Consider the following 17,072-nt stretch of genomic DNA (forward strand, 5'->3'; position numbering starts at 1 on the left):
CCGCAATGCCGCACCTATCCTGCCCGGCACGGCGAGGGGGAGCGCCCGCGCGGGACCAGGACGGCAGGACGGCAGGACCAAGGGGGGGGGAACCGTGCGTCCGAGCTTAGGCCAAGGGATGCGTACCTGTCCGGCGAATGAGAACGTAGGCTGCTTCCATGACGGACAAGCGCTCCGGCGGCGGCCGCCCGACCCCGCACTCGACCACACGGCAGGCCGCCAAGTTCCTCGGTGTCAGCCTGCTCTCCGGTGCCGTGCTGGCCGGCCTGGCGCTTCCGGCCGCCGGCGCACTGGGTCTGGCGGCGAAGGGGACGGCCCAGGGGTTCGAGGAACTCCCCGCCAACCTCAAGCGCCCCCCGCTGAGCCAGAAGACCAGCATCCTGGACGCCGAGGGCGGTCTCATCGCCAGCGTCTACTCGCGGGACCGGACGGTGGTGCCGCTCGACAAGGTCTCGCCGCACATGCGCAAGGCGATCGTGGCCATCGAGGACGCCCGGTTCTACGAGCACGGCGCCGTCGACCTCAAGGGCGTGCTCCGCGCCGTCAACCGCAACGCGCAGGCCGGCGAGGTCTCCGAGGGCGCGTCGACGCTGACCCAGCAGTACGTGAAGAACGTCTTCGTCGAGGAGGCGGGGAACGACAAGGAGAAGTTCCAGGCCGCCACCCAGCAGACCCTCGGCCGCAAGATCCAGGAGCTGAAGTACGCGATCCAGGTCGAGGAAGAACTGGGCAAGAAGAAGATCCTGGAGAACTACCTCAACATCACCTACTTCAGCCAGCAGGCCTACGGCGTCGAGGCCGCGGCGAAGCGTTACTTCAGCAAGTCCGCCAAGGACCTGGAGCTGGAGGAGGCCGCGCTGCTGGCCGGGATCGTCCAGTCGCCGAGCCGCTGGGACCCGATCCTCAACCCCGAGGCGGGGACCCAGCGGCGCAACACCGTGCTGGACCGGATGGCGCGGCAGGGGGACATCAGCACGGCGGAGGCGGCCGAGGCCAAGGAGAAGCCGCTGGGCCTGAAGGTCAGCAGACCGCAGAACGGCTGCATCACGGCGGTGAACGGCGCGGGCTTCTTCTGTGACTACGTCCGCGAGGTCTTCCTCGGCAGCGAGGAGTTCGGCAAGACCCGCGAGGCGCGCAACCAGCGGTGGAACGAGGGTGGGCTGACGATCCGCACCACCCTCGACCCGAAGTCGCAGAAGGCCGTGCAGGCCTCGATCAAGGAGCACGTCTACCAGGGCGACGAGGTGGCCGCCGCGATGTCCCTGGTCGAGCCGGGCACCGGCAAGATCCGCGGCATGGGCCAGTCCCGCCCGTACGGCATGGACACATCGAAGAACGAGAGCACGATCAACTTCTCCGTGGACGACGCCATGGGCGGCGGCGTGGGGTACCAGCCCGGCTCGACGTTCAAGCCGATCGTCGCGGCGGCGGCGATCGAGCGCGGCGTGAACCCGACGCGCTCCTACCCCTCCCCGTACGAGATGCAGTACCCGAGCCCCGTCCCCAAGTGCGAGGGACAGTGGTCGGAGCAGAACCCGCCCAAGGTCGCGAACGAGAACGAGAGCGAGGTCGGCCCGTACGGGATGCGGGAGGCCACCGCCAAGTCGGTCAACACCTACTACGTCTCGCTCATCAGTGACATCGGTATCTGCCCGGTGGTGGAACTGGCCGAGAAGATGGGCGCCACACCGGCCGCCGGCGGGAAGCTCAAGGAGGTGCCCTCCCTCACGCTGGGCGTCCAGGAGATGTCCCCGCTGACGATGGCCGCGGCCTACGCCACCTTCGCCAGCCGTGGCGTCTACTGCACGCCGGTCGCGATCGAGTCGATCAAGGACGCGAACGGCACGTCACTGAAGGTCCCGGAGGGCAAGTGCGCCCGGGCCATGAAGGAGCGCACCGCCGACACGATCAACACCCTGCTGAAGGGCGTCGTCGAGGACGGCACCGGCACCCAGGCCGGGCTGAGCGGCCGGCCGAGCGCGGGCAAGACCGGCACCACCGACTCCCGCTACGCCGCCTGGTTCGTGGGCTACACGCCCAACATGTCCGGAGCGGTCTGGGTCGGCGACCCGCAGCACAAGCGGAACATGGTCGACATCACCATCGGCGGCGACTACCACCCCAAGGTCTTCGGCGGCGGGGTGCCCGGCCCGATCTGGCGGGACGCGATGAGCGGCGCCCTGGCGGGCAAGGAAGCACCCGGCTTCACCGAGGTGCAGATCTCCGACCCGCCGAAGCCCGGCGGCAACGGCGGCGGCGACCGGGGCGGAGAGGGGAACGGCGGCCGGCCCGGGAACGGGAACGGCGGCGGTGGTGGTGGCGGCGGGAACGGCGGCGGCAGCCCGTTCCCGGACTTCAGCTTCCCGCCGGACGCCATCGGCGGAGGCGGCAACGGCGGGGGCTTCGGCGGGAACGGCGGCGGCAACGGCGGCTGGCGGCCGGGGAACCGCTGACCGGTCACCGCCAGGGGGCCTCACCGGCCCGGTCACCGGCCCGGCAGAGCCCTCCCCGGCGCGCGAACCAGGTGGTTCGCGCGCCGGGGAGGGCTCTTTCCCGTCTTCGGCATCCACGTGCCCGTGGGGAAGGGCGCCCGCCCGTCCGTGAGGCCGGCCCCCACCCCTGCGCGGCCGGAGCTCAGCCCGCCGCGAGACGCTTCTTGACCTGCGCGGCGACCCGTCCGCCCTCGGCCCGGCCCGCGACCTTCGGGTTCACGATCTTCATCACGGCGCCCATGGCGCGCGGGCCCTCGGCCCCACCGGCCACGGCCTCCCGGACGGCCTCGTCCACGATCGCGGAGAGCTCCTCGTCCGACAGCTGCCGCGGCAGGTACTCCGCCAGCACCTCGCCCTCGGCCCGCTCCCGCTCGGCCGACTCCGTACGACCGCCCTGCGCGAAGGCCTCGGCGGACTCGCGGCGCTTCTTCGCCTCGCGGGCGATCACCTTCCGCACCTCGTCGTCGGAGAGTTCACGGGACGTGGTGCCCGCGACCTCCTCCTTGGTGATCGCGGTGAGGGTCAGCCGGAGCGTGGAGGAACGCAGCTCGTCGCGGGACCTGATGGCCGCGGTGAGGTCCTCCTGCAGGCGGTTCTTGAGCGTGGTCATGCCGTGAGTCTGCCAGGAAGGCCCACGATCGGCCCAGCTCATTCCCCCCGGGCTCTCCGGGGGCGCACGGCACGCGCTCCGCGAGGGCCTCGCGGAGCGCGCCCCGCACCGGCTCCCGCGCGGACGGGCGGACGGGCGGACGGGCGGACGGGCGGACGGGCGGACGAAGGGGCGGACGGACGGACGGGCGGTAGGGGGCGTCCCGTCACGCAGCGCCCGCCCCGCCCCGTCCGCCGGGGCCCTACCCACCGGGGGGCCATGCCCCGTGGCCCGCTCCGTGGCCCGCTCCGGTGGCGGCTTCCCGGGACGGCTTCCCAGGGCGGTGTGGTACGGCTGCCGTGGCGTCGGCCGTACCCGGGAGCGCATGGGCCCGGGGCCCGGACCACGGCCCGCCCATGGTCACGCGCCTCCCGCGCCGGCACGTGCCCCCGGCCGGCACCCGGCACCCGGCACCCGGCACCCGGCACCCGGCACCCGGCCACATGATCACTACGTGCCGCCGCATCCCTCTCCCTCTGCGACGATGGACCCATGCGCGCGCGATACGCAGTACCCCTGGGAATCACGGCGGTGGGAGCGGCGGGCCTCGCCTACTCCGCCGGTTTCGAAGTCCGCTCGTTCCGGCTCCGGCGGGTGACGGCACCCGTCCTGCCCCGCGGGATGCGACCGCTGCGCGTCCTGCACGTCTCCGACATCCACATGGTCGGCGGCCAGCGGAAGAAGCAGCGCTGGCTGCGCGAACTCGCCGGTCTCCGGCCGGACTTCGTCGTCAACACGGGTGACAACCTCTCCGACCCGGAGGGCGTGCCGGAGCTGCTGGACGCGCTCGGGCCGCTGATGGAGTTCCCCGGCACCTACGTCTTCGGTTCGAACGACTACTACGCGCCCCGCCTGCGCAACCCCGCCCGTTACCTGCTGGAGAAGGCGCGCCGGCAGCACGGGCTCAACGGCAAGGACGACCCGGCGATGGGCGTCGACCGCAACCCGTGGGAGAGCATGCGGGACGCGTTCGACGCCGCCGGCTGGGTGGGGCTCTCCAACTCGCGCGGGCGGCTGAAACTGGACGGCGTCGAACTCGCCCTCACCGGCCTGGACGACCCCCACATCAAGCGCGACCGCTACGAGGAGGTCGCGGGCGGTCCCGAGCCCGACGCCGACTTCTCCCTGGCCGTGGTGCACGCGCCGTACCTGCGCGCGCTGGACGCCTTCACGGCGGACGGCTACCCGCTGATCCTGGCCGGCCACACCCACGGCGGCCAGCTCTGCGTCCCGTTCTACGGCGCCCTGGTCACCAACTGCGACCTGGACACCGCACGCGTCAAGGGCCTCTCCACCCACCGGACCGCCGGCCGGCGCGCGCACCTCCACGTCTCCGCGGGCTGCGGCACCAACCGCTACACCCCGTTCCGCTTCGCCTGCCCCCCGGAGGCGACACTGCTGACCCTGACGGAGCGGGAGGACTGAGGCGAGGAGTGGGGCGGGGACCCGGGCGCGTCGGCCGGTGACAGAGCCGCCCGGCCCGCCCGGCGCGCCCTGGACAACCCCTCCCACCTGCGTCTCCCCGCCCCGGACGGCCACCCCGCCGGCCCCCGGTTATCGGATTTCGCCTGGAGCCGCGGGTCCGCTAAAGTAGAGCTCGTTGCTTCGGGGTGTGGCGCAGCTTGGCAGCGCGCTTCGTTCGGGACGAAGAGGTCGTGGGTTCAAATCCCGCCACCCCGACAGAGAAGTACCAGGTCAGGGGCCTGATCCGCTAGCGGGTCAGGCCCCTGAGTGGTTCCGGGGGCCATTCTGGGAGCCATTGGGGAGCCGACTTCGAAATCCGGCTCCCCGGGAGCGCTGGTGACGCCCCTCAGAAGCCCGACACCTCCGAGCGCAATCGACTCACCTTCAGTTCAAGCGGCCGACTCCTGCCCCCGGCCGACTTCCTCCGGTGGATCGAGAAGCCTGAAGTCACAGTCGCCCGGCCGACGCCCCAAGCGCTGCGCTGGTTCCGCGAACGCGGCTGCGTGCATTGCCCGGCCCGCGATGCCGGCACCTCACAGGCCGCCGGCTACCGCTATCCACCAAGACATTGATATCCCCGCCGCCCCCGACAAGCACCTCGCTGTGGGTCTCCGACACCGACCCTGGCTCCACACCCGACATCACCGCCGCCCGCATCCACACACTTCCGGCAGCGTGCAAGTCGGCGGCCGACCGCCTGCCCACCCTGGCCGACAAAGGCCACGTCGGCGCCACGGACGCACCTCCGCACGGGCGGCGGACCTTGACCGTCAGACGGCGCGTGCGGCCGGGGGGCGGCGGCGCAGGGTGGGGTCCTGCAGAGCGGGTGGCTGGTAGTCCTGGTCGAGGACGCCTACGTCGGTGCCAGGTGGGACGATGTGGTCGATCCTGTCGAGGAGGTCGTCGCTCAGCCGCACGTCGAAGCCCGCGATGAGATCGTCGAGGTGAGCCATCGTGCGAGCGCCCGCCAAGGCGCTGGTGACGCCTGGATGGGTGATGGCGAACGCCATGGCGAGGTGGGTCAGCGGCAGGCCCGCCTCCTCCGCGAGGGTGATGAGCTGCTCGACGGTGTCGACGCGGCGTTCGTCGTTGAGATGACTGAAGAAGCCTCCGCGGCTGAGGGGGTTCGGCCGGTTCCTGCGTACGCGGCCGGTGAGCATCCCCTGGGCGAGGGGACCCCAGACCATGACGCCCATACCGTGGCGCTGGGCAACGGGCAGGACCTCACGCTCGGCGCCACGGTTGAGCAGGGAGTAGGGCGGCTGCTCGGTGTGGAAGCGCTCCAGGTTCCGGCGCTCCGCCACCCACTGGGCCTCGACGATCTCGGAGGCGGGGGTGGTGGACGAACCGATGGCGCGAACCTTGCCGCTGCGGATGAGGTCGGTGAGCGCCGACAGGGTCACCTCGGTGTCCGTGGAGGGGTCCAGGCGATGCACCTGGTAGACGTCGATGTGGTCCGTCTGAAGCCTGCGCAGCGAGTTCTCGACGGCCTGCATGATCCAGCGACGCGAGGTGCCCCGCTGATTGGGGAACTCGCCGGCGGGCAGGCCGAACTTCGTCGCCAGGACGACCTGGTCGCGGCGCCCCTTGAGGGCCCTGCCGACCACCTCCTCCGAGTCGCCGTACGCGTCGGCGGTGTCGAGGAAGTTGATGCCGGCGTCCAGAGCCCTGTGGATGATGCGCGCCGACTCCCCGGGCTCGTTGCCCATGCGGGTGGCGTACATCAACGTCCCGAGCGCGTACGGACTGACCCTGATTCCGGTGCGGCCAAGGGCGCGGTACTGCATGGATCCTCCGGTTGCGATCGGGGTGCCGATCGGCACCGTAGACTCGGAGCAAGCGGAAAGCTCTTCCGGAACCAGGATACGGAAAGCCTTTCCGGATAACAATCGGAGTCACCATGCCTGATACATCCCCGTCCGGAGGGGGGCGCCGCCGCCGGGTCGACGCGCAGCGCAACCTGCACGCTCTCGTCGACGCCGCGCGCCTGGTCTTCGACACCACCGGCGTGGACGCGCCCGCCAAGGAGATCGCGGACCTCGCCGGCGTCGGCGTGGGCACGCTCTACCGGCACTTCCCACTCCGCTCCGACCTGGTCAAGGCGGTTGTGGAGACCGGGATCGACGGCATTGCCGACCTGGGACCCCAGCTCTCCGCCGAGCGCGAGCCGGCGGACGCCCTCACCGAGTGGCTGCGGCGGTACGCGGTCTTCCTGGAGACCAAGCGGGGCCTCGCCCCGGCTCTGCACTCGGGCGACCCCGCCTACAAGGAGCTTCCCGGCTACTTCCTGGAGAAGGTCGGCCCCGCCCTTGCCGCGCTGCTCGACGCCGCCGTGGCCGCGGGAGTGGCCCGCGAGGACGTCGGCGCCCACGACGTGCTCCACGCGATCGCCCACCTGTGCATGCCCGTGCCGGTCGAACGCCCCGCATACCAACCGCAGCGGATGGTGGCCGTGTTCGCCGACGGCCTGCTCACCCGGGAGCGGTGACGGCCCGGCCCCGGTGCTTCGGGCGAACCGGGGTGTGTACCACCGTCACCCCGGTCGCGCATCGTCACAGCCCGGCGCGTGCGACCAGGTGCCGAAGGCGGTCGTCCAGCGCCTTCTCTCCCTCCGGCGTGATCGACGCGAGGGCGACCATGCTCGTCACGATGACGTCGCACAACTCCTTCTCCACGTCCCCCCACGAGTGGCTCGCGCCCTTCCTCGGATTCGCGCCGAGAGCGCCGTGCACGGCCTCGGCGACCTCTCCGAACTCCTCTCCGATCTTCAGCACCCGCAGCAGCCTCCGGTCCTGCCGGGCCGACGGGCCGGCCTGGTCGTCCAGCCACTGCCGGAGCTTGTCGATCGAGGTCCAGGTGTTCGCGTCCATCGGGTCTCCATCGGTGCGGTGGGAGATCGGAAGAGGGGAGGGACCGGCCGGCCCGGGAGCATTCGAGGACGTCCGGGCCGTCGGCACCTCCGCCCAGACCGTCTTGCCCGTCGGGTGACGGGGCTCGGAGCCCCGGCGTGCGGCCAGGGAGTCCACCAGGAGCAGGCCGCGGCCCGACTCGCCGTCCGGGCCGGGCGGGGGTGGTGTGGCGGGGAGGCGTCTCGCGCCGGCCGCGTCGGTGACCTCGATCCGGACCAGCCCTGCCGCCTCGTCCAGGCGGAGCTGGAGGCGGAAGTCGCGCCCCGGGACGCGGCCGTGCCGCACGGCGTTCGCGGCGAGTTCGCCGACGACGAGGGCGACCGCGCATGACACGTCCGTCGACGGCGGGTGTCCCCACTCCGCCATGCGCCGCACGGGAGGCGCCGGGCGAGCCGCGCGCCCCGGGGCGACGAGGCGAAGCGCGCGGAGAACCGCGTTACGGGCGGCGGGGGTCCGCCGGTCTCGCCGCCGGGCGGTGCGGGGGCGGCCACCGGGGTTCCGGTACTCCTCCGGGATTCTTCGCCTGACGCGGTTGCTCCTGTGGGCACAGCGGTCCGTCCTTGCCTGTCGGTTCTTGAGACGTCTCACGGTGTACGCGGATCGTCACGTTCGGTGCCCAAGCATGGCCCGCCGGATCTAGGCTCAGGAAGGTGATTCATCCATATCCTTCCGCACGTAAGGAACGGGAGTAGCGCCATGGCCAAGGAAATTGACCCCAGCGCGTCGATGGCGGCCCTGTTCGGCGCGCGGGTGCGGCGGCTCCGTACGGCGGCCGGGCTGACCCAGGCCGAACTCGGCGCGCGGACCCACGTGGTCAGCTCCCGGATCACGCAGATCGAGCGAGCCTCCGGCGCGAAACCGACGCCGGCACTGGCCCGGGCCCTCGACGCCGCCCTCGGCGCGGACCACCTGCTGGTGGACCTGTGGCCGTATGTCTACCGGGAGGCGTTCCCCGACTGGTCGCGGAAGTTCATGGCGTACGCGGAGCGGGCGGTGGCCATCCGGCAGTACGCGGCCCATGTGGTGCCGGGGCTGTTGCAGACCGAGCGCTACGCGCGGGCGGTGCTCAGTCTGGATCCGCTGCTCGACAGCGAGGAGCAGCTGGAGGAACGGGTCGCGGCGCGCATGGGACGGCAGCGCCGGCTGGATCTGCCGGAGCGACCGGATCTGTGGGCGATTCTGGACGAGGCGGTATTGAGACGTCCATCGGCGGCAGCGCCGTGATGCGGGAGCAGTTGGAACGGCTGATCGAGGCAGCGGAGCAGCGCCACATCACCGTGCAGGTACTGCCGTTCGAGCAGGGCGGGCACGCGGCGATGGGTGGATCGCTGACGGTCCTGACCCATCCGGACGGCTCGGAGGTGGCCTACACCGAGGGCGCGGATTACGGCCAACTCATCGAGGAAACGACCGAGGTCGACCGGTACAGCGTGATTTACGATCGGCTGCGGGCGGCAGCCCTGCCCCCGCTCATGTCGCTCGGCATGATCCGATCCGTGATGGAGGACCGCCACCGTGGAGCCGATGTCCCGTCCCGATCTGAACGGCGCCGCCTGGCGCAAGAGCAGCTACAGCAATCAGGCGGGCGGCGACTGCGTGGAGGTGGCCGACGGATTCCCCGGCGCCGCGCCCGTCCGTGACAGCAAGATCCCCCACGGCCCCGCACTCATCTTCACACCCGACTCCTGGGCCGCATTCATAGCCGAGATGAAGGCCGGACCGCACCGCCTCTGAGCCGGTCGGCCGGCCGTCTCCTGGACCCGCATTCTCGGTCGCCGCGGGCGGCAGCCCTGCCCCCGCTCATGTCGCTCGGCATGATCCGATCCGTGATGGAGGACCACCACCGTGGAGCCAATGTCCCGTCCCGATCTGAACGACGCCGCCTGGCGCAAGAGCAGCTACAGCAATCAGGCGGGCGGCAACTGCGTGGAGGTGGCCGACGGATTCCCCGGCGCCGCGCCCGTCCGTGACAGCAAGATCCCCCACGGCCCCGCACTCATCTTCACACCCGACTCCTGGGCCGCATTCATAGCCGAGGTAAAGGCCGGACCGCACCGCGCCTGAGCTTGACGTTCAACGTCGGTGGGTTGGGTGCTCCTTGATCGACTCGCCGCGCTGGACCGTCACGCCGACGTTGTGGTGTCCGGCCCGGTGTTTCTCCTCCGAGCCGGGAGACCGTCCGGGCCCTGGCCGGGACGGTTTCGGTGCGGTCGCCGGGCGGGCGGTGGTCGCAGAGGGCGTGAGCGCCGCTCAGGGGCCGGCACTGTCAGTCCACGATCTCCTTCGCGGCGCGGATTCCCGACAGATAGGCGCCGTGGACGGTCTGGTAGGACGCGCGATGCGTCGCCTCGCCGGCGAAGTGCACACGCTTGCCGACGCTCGCGGCGAGATGGTCGCGCATGGCTGGCGTGGAGCCGATCTTGTTGTACGAGTACGAGCCTCGCGCGTACGGATCGGACGCCCAGCGGGTGATCTGGTGGTCGACGGGCGCCGGGATGTCGCTGCCGAAGATCGTCTTGAGCGTTCCCATGGCGCTGTCCACGATCCGGGCGTCGCTCCAGCCTTCGATCGTGCGGCCGAAGTCGGCGGCGTTGAAACCGAGCAGCACCGGCTTGCCGGTAGGGCGGGTGATGTTGATCCACTGCTCCCACTGGCCGAACCTCTCCAACTCCGGGATGTACGTCATCCAGTCGGTGTCGGGCCAGAACACTGTGGGGAAGCGCAGATAGCACTTGTTGAGCACGCCCATGCCGAGCGTGGCGATGGCGGTGCGCTTGGCCTTGGGCAGGCCGGGGCTGAAGGTGACGCTGCCGCTCTGCAACACGCCGAGCGGCAGCGTCACCACCACGTGGCCGGCGTCGAAGGTGTCCTTGCCGGTGGTGACGGTCACGCCGCCGGAGTCCCGGTCGATGCGCTTCACCACGTGCCCGGTGCGGATGGACAACCCTCGTGCGAGCAGATCGGTGATCTGGTGGTAGCCGCCGGGGAACAGCACGTCCTTGCCCTTGATGTCGGCGTCACTGTCGAAGTACCAGGCAGACATCTGGTTCACGCTGCCCGAGTACTCCTGCTCGTACTCGTTGAGCCCGAACGAGACCAGGGTCTTGTCGGTGCCGGACAGCGAGGACCAGTTCAGGGCGCCTTCCACGATTCCGCGTACCGAAGCGTCCTTGTCTGCCTTGTTCTGGTATGCGGCGAGCGCGTCCTCCGTCTTCGTCTGCCAGTCCCCGAGCGCCTCGGCCTGGGCGTCGTCGACCTCGTTGCCGTCGGGAAGGTAGTCGGTGGAACTCTCCGGATCGGTCACGACCGTCCGCGCCTCGGCCTTCGCGGCCAGTGCGGCGATCGGGTTGTTGTCGATGCCGTGGATCCAGGAGGCACCGAGGTCGAGCGGCGTGCCGGCCCACTTCTCGCTGGTCCAGATGCGTCCGCCGATCCGGTTGCGCGCCTCGAGGACCACCACATCCACCCCGCGGCCGGCGAGGTGACGGGCCGCGGCCAGGCCACTGATCCCGGCACCGACGACGATCACCTTGTCGCGGCCGGACGAGGAGGACGTGGAGCCCGTACCGGTCCGGCCGACCCGACACGCGGCGGGAGAGGTGAGCGCGACGCCAAGGCTCGCGCTCTGGAGGAAGCGTCGACGGCGCATGGTCATGAGTGGTCCACCGATCTGTGATCTGTGATCTGCCTCCACAAGAATCACGGCAAAGGGGTGTGACCCGGATACGCGTCGAAGGGGCAATGGGTTGATCTTGAAACCCTGAACGTCTGGCCCGTCACTCGTTCGGCTCAGCGTCGTTGGTGGTGATGCTGACCATCGTCCTGGGGCCCTCGGCAAGAGGGGCTCGACGGGCATCCCGTCACTGAAGCGGCACCGCGCCGACGGGCTCACGCCCTCGGCAAAGCGGCTGGAGCAGGAGATCAAGGCGAGGATGCCGGAGCCCACGCCGGTCGGGATTCTGTCGAGGACCGCGTACTGGGTGGAGTGGTGGCGCCGCTTCGGCCCGGCATCCGGCAACGAGCCGAAGCTGGACGACCCGTTCGGCCGCTACGTCATCACGACCTTCGTCAAGAGCACCAACATGGGCCCGTGCGAGGTCGACCGGCTCGTCCTGCTGGTTCTCGCGGCCGGGGTCATGGTGGCGGCGCCGTACGTGCTGCTGCGGCCCGTCCGGAATCGGGGGCGGGGACGTTGAGGAGCGAGAGCCCTCCGCGCAGAGCTGACGTGTGGTACCAAGCGGCAGGTGCAAGGGCGGGGGCCCGGTCAGCCGGGCCCCCGCCCTTGTGGCGCTGCAGATCAGCGGCTGCGCAGCTCCGCCAGCGTGCGGTCGAGGTCGAGGGCACGGGGACGGTTGTACGGGAGCTTCGCGAGGATCGCGGCCATGCCGCAGGTGTGGGTGAGCGCGGAGAAGACCAGTCCACCAGCGATGCCGGCCGACAGGATCTGGAAGGCCGGGTGGAGGAGAGCACCGAGTACAAGGCCGAGCAGGACGAGGGCACCCGCAGTGAGACGGACCTGGCGCTCCATGCCCCACACGGTGCGGGCCGAACCCTGCGGACGGTGGAGTTCATTGCCGCTGTCAGCCCAGGCTCCGGTGCCGCCGGAGAGGGTCGTGGTGGTGATGTTGTTCTCAGCGAGGATCTTGCAGGCGTTCTCGGAGCGGGCACCGGATGCGCAGACGACCAGTACGTCGTGGCGGTGTGCCGCGTCGCGGATGTCGGGCAGGGCGCTCTGGATGCGGTCCAGGGGGATGTTCAGGGCTCCGGGCAGGTGACCTGCAGCGTATTCGCCGGGGGTGCGGACGTCGATGACGGTCAGTTCGTGCAGGCGGGTGCGGGCTTCACCGGTATCAAGGGCGGTGGGCGTGGTCATGACGGGTGTCATCCTTTGCTGTCGGCAGGGCTCCCACACGGGGGGTACATTTACCCGTGGGGGTATGTCATGAGGAGTGATGATGGAGCTAGATCTGGCGGGTGCAGAGCTGAAAGCGGTTCTGAACCGATTGCGCCGTGCGCAGGGACAGATCTCCGGGGTGATCCGGATGATCGAGGAGGGGCGGGACTGCGAGGAGGTCGTGACGCAGCTGGCGGCTGCGTCCCGGGCTCTGGACCGGGCAGGCTTCGCGATCATCGCCACCGGGCTCCAGCAGTGCCTCACCGCGATGGAGGACGGCAGTCGCTCCGGCGAGGACCGGGATGAGATGCGCGCCCGACTGGAGAAGCTGTTCCTGTCCCTGGCCTGATGAGGCCGGCTGGAGCGCGGCGGTGGTGATGCTCACCACTCGGCTCAGATGACGACGTCTATGAGCATCCAGAGCGCCACCGCCAACAGAACGTAGGCGAAGATGCGCTGGAGGCCCTGCCCGCTGATCTTGGTGGACAGGCGCTTTCCGTCCCAGGCGCCGAGGATCGCCGCTCCGGTGAAAGGGGCGATCACTTCCCAGCGCACGTCTCCTCCAGCTCCTGTTCTGGCGGTGAGGGCGGCCAGGGTGTTGACGGTGATGACCAGCAGACTGGTGCCCACTGCCTGCTTCATCCGCAGCCCGAGAACGCTGACCAGGGCGGGGACGGCGAGGAACCCCCCGCCGACGCCGAGGAACCCGGTGACGGCACCGAGCCCGGCTCCCGTGGCGGCCGCTTTGGCCGGACGTATCCGCTCAGGCGGCGCCGATGCGGTTGGGCGCAGCATGCGCAGGGCAGCCAGGGCGGCGATGGCTGCGAACGCTGTGGTGAGTACGGCGGAGGGCAAGTGCCCGGCGGCGGCTCCGGCGAGGAAGGCGGGGACGATGCCCGCGAGCGCGAACGGCGCGCCGGCCTTCCATGCGACGTTGCCGTCGCGGGCATGGGCGTACAGGGCGGTGGCAGAGGTCGCGGTGACAATGATCAAGCTGGCGGTGGTGGCCGAGGCCGGGGAGAAGCCGAGCAGGTAGATCAGGGCGGGGACCGCGAGGAGGCTGCCGCCACCGCCCAGGGCGCCGAGGGCCAGACCGATGACGGCCCCTGCGATGAGCGCGAGGGCGAGAGTGCTCACGCTATCGCGCCGCTGTTCCCGCGCTCGTCGACGACCGGATACCCGGCGGCGGCCCACGCGTTCATGCCGCCCTCCACGTCCACCGCGTCCGCGCCCCGTTCGGCCAGGAGCTTCGCGGCCTGCTGCGAGCGGTGCCCGCTACGACAGATCACCACCAGCGCCCGACCCTGCGCGGTCGCGGGCAGTGCCCTACCCGCGACCAGGCCGGTCAGCGGGGCGTGCACGGCGTCGGGGGCATGCCCGGACTTCCACTCGTTTCCCTCTCGCACGTCCAGCAGAACGGCATCGGATTGATCACCTTCGGTGATGGCCTGCGCCTCGTCGACGGACACCCGCTTCTGGCTCTTGCGGAAGAGGAACATCAGATACTCGCCTCATCTTTCGTCGGCGCCCCGTGCAGGAGCGCCGGCCTGGTGCCGGGTCAGCCTGTCAGGACGGTCAGCCCGGCCTTCCCGGCAGCGTCGAAGCCCTCGTCCACAGCCACCACCCGCCGACCGGCGGCATCCAACACGGAGGCGGCGATGCCCGCGCGCATTCCGCCCGCGCAGTGCACCCACACCGTCCCGTCCGGTACCTCACCGATGCGGCGGTGCACCTGGTGGATCGGGATGTGAACCGAGCCGGCTATCCAGCCTTCGGCGCGCTCGGAATCACGGCGCACGTCCAGCACCACGACCTCGTCCATGTCCTGACCTGCCAGCTCGGCAAAGGTGGCGCGAGCGAACGAGGCAGGACGCTCCCCTTCGCGCAGCCATTGCGCCGGGCCACCGGTCGCGGCGGAGGCGGGCCGGTCAATGCCGACGCGGACCAGCTCCCGTTGGGCCGCCGCCAGCTGCTCGGCGCTCTCGGCGAGCAGGGTGACGGGCTTGCCCCACGGAATCATCCAGGCCAGATACGTCGCGAGCTTGCCGTCCAGTTCAAAGTTGAACGAGCCCGCGACATGCCCCTCGGCGAAGGCGATCCGGCTACGCAGGTCCACGACCCACTCCCCGGCCGCTAGCCGGGTGGCGATCTCCTGCGGATCGGCGACCGCGGGCGGAGTCATGTCGACCGGATCGGGCCCGCCCGCGTTGGCCGGTCCCATGTGCGCGTAATAGGCGGGCACGTCCTCCAGGCCGGCGAGCAGGTCGGCGACAAATGTATCCACATCCACCGTCAGGGCCGCGTTCGCCGTCTTCTCCTTGCCGATCGTCGTGCTGTCGCCGTCGGCCTGCGCGGAGGAACAGAAGCTGCCGAACCCGTGGGTGGGCAGGACGGCCGTCTCGTCGGGCAGCGCTTCAGCCAGGCGGTGCGCCGAGGCGTACTGGGCGCGCGCCAGCTCCTCGGTCAGACGGGGCTCGACGAGATCGGGACGACCGACCGTACCGATCAGCAGGGACCCACCGGTGAACACGGCCACCGGCCGGCCCGCCTCCCGCAGCACGTACGCGGTGTGGTGCGGAGTGTGTCCGGGAGTCGCAATCGCCGCCAGGTCCAGGTCGGCGGTGCTGTCGATGTCGACCGCGTCCCCGTCGTGCACGGGAGTGCGGGCGAAGGAGACGTGCGCACCGGCGGGCACCAGGTAGACGGCGCCCGTGATTCGGGCCAGCTCCAGTCCGCCGGTGACGTAGTCGTTGTGAATGTGGGTCTCCACCACGTGCGAGATACGCACCCCGCGCCGGGCGGCCGCTGCCAGCACCTGATCGATGTCCCGGGGCGGATCGACGGCCACAGCAGCCGCCGGACCGCCTGCGAGATAGCTGCGATTGCCCAGACCCTCCAGCTCGATCACGTCAACGAAAAACACCGTGATGCTCCTTCCGCACGGAAATTACCCCCCGGGGTATGTGTATTCACCGTAACACTCTTACCCCCGGGGGTATATTTCGACTCAGGTGGCAGCAGTCATCCGTACTGCGGACCGGCCGTTTCTCCGGCCGACCGCTCCCGCAAACGAGGAGGCAGGCAATGGGCTACGACCGCACCGTGAGCGTGAAGGGGTCGTTCGAGCAGGTTCAGAGCGAGGTCCGTGACGCACTGGCCGAGCAGGGGTTCGGGGTCCTGACGGAGATCGACGTGCAGGCCACGCTGAAGGCGAAGCTCGGGCATGACATGGAGCCCTACCTGATCCTCGGCGCCTGTAACCCACCCCTCGCACACCAGGCCCTGGAAACCGACCGCTCGATCGGTCTGCTGCTGCCGTGCAACGTCGTCGTGCGCGCCGACGGCGACCAGGTGGTCGTGCAGGCCGTCGATCCCGGCACCATGGTCACGCTGACCGGACTCGATGCGATGGCGCCCGTGGCCCGGGAAGCCACCCTCCGCCTGGACGCCGCCCTCGCCTCCCTGAAGGGGACCGACACGGAGAACCACGCACAGACGGAGCACTGATCGGCTCCCGGCCCGGGCCGCGCCCGGGCCGGGGCGGCCCGCAGGGTGAGGCGGTGCCGGCCGTGCGACAACGGGGGCCGGCTACGCCGGCCGGGGCCCCGGGCGCCGCGCACCTCGTTCGTGAGCCGGTGAATCCCCACATCGGGGCCGCCGACGCCACCCCGCGCCCCGCGCCCCGTGCCCAGGCGCAACAGCTTCAGCCGTGCCGGGCCGCCCGCCGGTACGCCGACGGCGTGGTCGCGAACAGATCGGCGAAGGCCTGCCGCAGCGTCTCGGTGGTTCGCAGTCCGCACTGGCGGGCGATGGCGGTGAGCGGCAGGCTGGTGGCGGCCAGCAGCTGGGCGGCGGCTTCGGCGCGCACGGCGCGCACGTGCCGGGCGGGCGTGGTGCCGAGTTCCGCGGCGAACAGCCGGGTGAGGTGACGCGGGCTCACCCCGGCGAATCGCGCCAGCGTGGCAGCGCCGAGGTCGGCGCCCGGGTGGGCGGTGATGTGTTCGCAGACCTCCCGGACCAGCCGGTGGTCGGGCGGCGGCGCCGCCACGTGCATGCTCACCTGCGCCTGGTTGCCCGGCCGCTGCAGGTACGCGACCAGCAACCGGGCCACCTCGCGGGCCGGCGCCGGGCCGTGGTCCTGCTCCACCAGGGCGAGCGTGAGGTCGATCGCGCTGGTGACGCCCGCCGAGGTATGGACATTGCCGTCGGAGACGAACAGCGACGCGGGGTCCACGGTGACGGCCGGGTACCGGGCGGCCAGCTCCGCCGCCCACGTCCAGTGCGTGGTCGCCCGGCGCCGGTCCAGCAGGCCGGCCGCGGCCAGCAGGGTGGCGCCCGTACACACCGAGACCACCCGGCGGCTGAGCCCGGCCAGCCGGCGCAGGTGGAGGAGCAGCCGGGCGTCCTCGGCAGCGGTCTGATGCCCCGGCCCGCCCGCCACCACCACGCTGTCCAACCGGCCGCCGACCCGCTCCAGGGCGTCGGCGGCGAGGGTGAGGCCGCAGCTCGTCCGCACCGGCAGGCCACCGAGCGAGACCAGCTCGACCCGGTATCCGGGTTCCGCGCCCCAGCGCGTGGCCGTGTCGAACACGCCTGTCGGGCAAGAGATGTCGAGCAGCTCGGTGTCCGGGTAACCGATCACGACCACACGGCGCATCAGCGAC

At 70.9% G+C, this 17,072-nt stretch carries 16 protein-coding genes, 1 tRNA gene and 2 pseudogenes; 10 read left to right on the forward strand and 9 right to left on the reverse strand.

Annotation, left to right across the window (positions count from 1 at the left end; genetic code table 11):
- Positions 1-158 precede the first annotated feature (158 nt).
- On the forward strand, positions 159-2,453 hold the full coding sequence (locus tag HCK00_RS00520; protein ID WP_168099711.1) for a transglycosylase domain-containing protein: 2,295 nt from the start codon (positions 159-161) through the stop codon (positions 2,451-2,453).
- A 181-nt stretch (positions 2,454-2,634) separates the two neighbouring features.
- On the opposite strand, the gene HCK00_RS00525 is transcribed toward HCK00_RS00520, so the two are convergent.
- Positions 2,635-3,102, reverse strand: coding sequence for a GatB/YqeY domain-containing protein (locus tag HCK00_RS00525; RefSeq protein ID WP_168099712.1), 468 nt, complete (start codon positions 3,100-3,102; stop codon positions 2,635-2,637).
- Positions 3,103-3,633: 531 nt separating this feature from the next.
- Here HCK00_RS00525 and HCK00_RS00530 point away from each other — a divergent pair.
- Positions 3,634-4,566 (forward strand): metallophosphoesterase, encoded by a 933-nt coding sequence (locus tag HCK00_RS00530; protein WP_168099713.1) that lies wholly within the window; start codon positions 3,634-3,636, stop codon positions 4,564-4,566.
- A gap of 181 nt (positions 4,567-4,747) precedes the next feature.
- Positions 4,748-4,821: transfer RNA gene (locus HCK00_RS00535), tRNA-Pro, on the forward strand.
- A gap of 554 nt (positions 4,822-5,375) precedes the next feature.
- Here the strand turns inward: HCK00_RS00535 and HCK00_RS00540 are convergent.
- Entirely contained in the window at positions 5,376-6,392 is a 1,017-nt protein-coding gene (locus HCK00_RS00540; protein WP_168099714.1) for an aldo/keto reductase, read from the reverse strand.
- Positions 6,393-6,505: 113 nt separating this feature from the next.
- Between HCK00_RS00540 and HCK00_RS00545 the strand changes: the two genes are divergently transcribed.
- Complete coding sequence (locus HCK00_RS00545; protein WP_168099715.1) at positions 6,506-7,093, forward strand: TetR/AcrR family transcriptional regulator; 588 nt, start codon at positions 6,506-6,508, stop codon at positions 7,091-7,093.
- Between the two features lie 466 nt (positions 7,094-7,559).
- Here the strand turns inward: HCK00_RS00545 and HCK00_RS27145 are convergent.
- Positions 7,560-8,005: pseudogene (locus HCK00_RS27145) on the reverse strand (ATP-binding protein); the annotation flags it as partial.
- A gap of 235 nt (positions 8,006-8,240) precedes the next feature.
- Between HCK00_RS27145 and HCK00_RS00555 the strand changes: the two are divergent.
- The 3 genes and pseudogenes from HCK00_RS00555 to HCK00_RS00565 all read left to right on the forward strand — a co-directional run.
- A pseudogene (locus tag HCK00_RS00555) lies at positions 8,241-8,947 on the forward strand (helix-turn-helix domain-containing protein); the annotation flags it as partial.
- A 91-nt stretch (positions 8,948-9,038) separates the two neighbouring features.
- Positions 9,039-9,248 (forward strand): DUF397 domain-containing protein, encoded by a 210-nt coding sequence (locus HCK00_RS27150; RefSeq protein WP_240965136.1) that lies wholly within the window; start codon positions 9,039-9,041, stop codon positions 9,246-9,248.
- A 120-nt stretch (positions 9,249-9,368) separates the two neighbouring features.
- Complete coding sequence (locus HCK00_RS00565) at positions 9,369-9,578, forward strand: DUF397 domain-containing protein (protein WP_168099718.1); 210 nt, start codon at positions 9,369-9,371, stop codon at positions 9,576-9,578.
- Between the two features lie 202 nt (positions 9,579-9,780).
- On the opposite strand, the gene HCK00_RS00570 is transcribed toward HCK00_RS00565, so the two are convergent.
- Complete coding sequence (locus HCK00_RS00570; protein WP_277348146.1) at positions 9,781-11,169, reverse strand: flavin monoamine oxidase family protein; 1,389 nt, start codon at positions 11,167-11,169, stop codon at positions 9,781-9,783.
- Between the two features lie 277 nt (positions 11,170-11,446).
- Between HCK00_RS00570 and HCK00_RS00575 the strand changes: the two genes are divergently transcribed.
- Positions 11,447-11,710 carry a transposase gene (locus HCK00_RS00575; RefSeq protein WP_168099719.1) on the forward strand — a complete coding sequence of 88 codons (264 nt, stop codon included), beginning with the start codon at positions 11,447-11,449 and terminating at the stop codon, positions 11,708-11,710.
- Positions 11,711-11,811: 101 nt separating this feature from the next.
- Here the strand turns inward: HCK00_RS00575 and HCK00_RS00580 are convergent, their stop codons facing one another.
- Positions 11,812-12,387 carry a rhodanese-like domain-containing protein gene (locus tag HCK00_RS00580; protein ID WP_168099720.1) on the reverse strand — a complete coding sequence of 192 codons (576 nt, stop codon included), beginning with the start codon at positions 12,385-12,387 and terminating at the stop codon, positions 11,812-11,814.
- A gap of 82 nt (positions 12,388-12,469) precedes the next feature.
- Between HCK00_RS00580 and HCK00_RS00585 the strand changes: the two genes are divergently transcribed.
- A complete protein-coding gene (locus HCK00_RS00585; RefSeq protein WP_168099721.1) occupies positions 12,470-12,757 on the forward strand; it encodes a metal-sensitive transcriptional regulator in 288 nt (95 codons plus the stop codon).
- A 44-nt stretch (positions 12,758-12,801) separates the two neighbouring features.
- Here HCK00_RS00585 and HCK00_RS00590 read toward each other — a convergent pair whose 3' ends face one another.
- From HCK00_RS00590 to HCK00_RS00600, 3 genes are read right to left on the reverse strand one after another with little or no spacing between them, the layout of a single operon-like run.
- A complete protein-coding gene (locus HCK00_RS00590) occupies positions 12,802-13,545 on the reverse strand; it encodes a sulfite exporter TauE/SafE family protein (protein WP_168099722.1) in 744 nt (247 codons plus the stop codon).
- A complete protein-coding gene (locus tag HCK00_RS00595; protein WP_168099723.1) occupies positions 13,542-13,907 on the reverse strand; it encodes a rhodanese-like domain-containing protein in 366 nt (121 codons plus the stop codon). The genes HCK00_RS00590 and HCK00_RS00595 overlap by 4 nt, the downstream gene beginning before the upstream one ends.
- A gap of 59 nt (positions 13,908-13,966) precedes the next feature.
- Entirely contained in the window at positions 13,967-15,331 is a 1,365-nt protein-coding gene (locus HCK00_RS00600; protein WP_168099724.1) for an MBL fold metallo-hydrolase, read from the reverse strand.
- A 161-nt stretch (positions 15,332-15,492) separates the two neighbouring features.
- Between HCK00_RS00600 and HCK00_RS00605 the strand changes: the two genes are divergently transcribed.
- Entirely contained in the window at positions 15,493-15,915 is a 423-nt protein-coding gene (locus tag HCK00_RS00605; RefSeq protein ID WP_168099725.1) for a DUF302 domain-containing protein, read from the forward strand.
- 196 nt (positions 15,916-16,111) lie between these two features.
- On the opposite strand, the gene HCK00_RS00610 is transcribed toward HCK00_RS00605, so the two are convergent.
- On the reverse strand, positions 16,112-17,065 hold the full coding sequence (locus HCK00_RS00610) for a GlxA family transcriptional regulator (RefSeq protein WP_168099726.1): 954 nt from the start codon (positions 17,063-17,065) through the stop codon (positions 16,112-16,114).
- Positions 17,066-17,072 lie beyond the last annotated feature (7 nt).

Origin of the sequence: Streptomyces zingiberis, assembly GCF_012034935.1 — a bacterium.
In the GTDB taxonomy this organism is placed as follows: Bacteria; Actinomycetota; Actinomycetes; order Streptomycetales; family Streptomycetaceae; genus Streptomyces; species Streptomyces zingiberis.

Bases quoted from the DNA above. Each gene is read 5' to 3' on its own strand.
- HCK00_RS00520 (WP_168099711.1), top strand. From the start codon at position 159: ATGACGGACAAGCGCTCCGGCGGCGGCCGCCCGACCCCGCACTCGACC.
- HCK00_RS00525 (WP_168099712.1), bottom strand. From the start codon at position 3,102: ATGACCACGCTCAAGAACCGCCTGCAGGAGGACCTCACCGCGGCCATC.
- HCK00_RS00530 (WP_168099713.1), top strand. From the start codon at position 3,634: ATGCGCGCGCGATACGCAGTACCCCTGGGAATCACGGCGGTGGGAGCG.
- HCK00_RS00540 (WP_168099714.1), bottom strand. From the start codon at position 6,392: ATGCAGTACCGCGCCCTTGGCCGCACCGGAATCAGGGTCAGTCCGTAC.
- HCK00_RS00545 (WP_168099715.1), top strand. From the start codon at position 6,506: ATGCCTGATACATCCCCGTCCGGAGGGGGGCGCCGCCGCCGGGTCGAC.
- HCK00_RS27150 (WP_240965136.1), top strand. From the start codon at position 9,039: ATGTCCCGTCCCGATCTGAACGGCGCCGCCTGGCGCAAGAGCAGCTAC.
- HCK00_RS00565 (WP_168099718.1), top strand. From the start codon at position 9,369: ATGTCCCGTCCCGATCTGAACGACGCCGCCTGGCGCAAGAGCAGCTAC.
- HCK00_RS00570 (WP_277348146.1), bottom strand. From the start codon at position 11,169: ATGACCATGCGCCGTCGACGCTTCCTCCAGAGCGCGAGCCTTGGCGTC.
- HCK00_RS00575 (WP_168099719.1), top strand. From the start codon at position 11,447: ATGCCGGAGCCCACGCCGGTCGGGATTCTGTCGAGGACCGCGTACTGG.
- HCK00_RS00580 (WP_168099720.1), bottom strand. From the start codon at position 12,387: ATGACCACGCCCACCGCCCTTGATACCGGTGAAGCCCGCACCCGCCTG.
- HCK00_RS00585 (WP_168099721.1), top strand. From the start codon at position 12,470: ATGGAGCTAGATCTGGCGGGTGCAGAGCTGAAAGCGGTTCTGAACCGA.
- HCK00_RS00595 (WP_168099723.1), bottom strand. From the start codon at position 13,907: ATGTTCCTCTTCCGCAAGAGCCAGAAGCGGGTGTCCGTCGACGAGGCG.
- HCK00_RS00605 (WP_168099725.1), top strand. From the start codon at position 15,493: ATGGGCTACGACCGCACCGTGAGCGTGAAGGGGTCGTTCGAGCAGGTT.
- HCK00_RS00610 (WP_168099726.1), bottom strand. From the start codon at position 17,065: ATGCGCCGTGTGGTCGTGATCGGTTACCCGGACACCGAGCTGCTCGAC.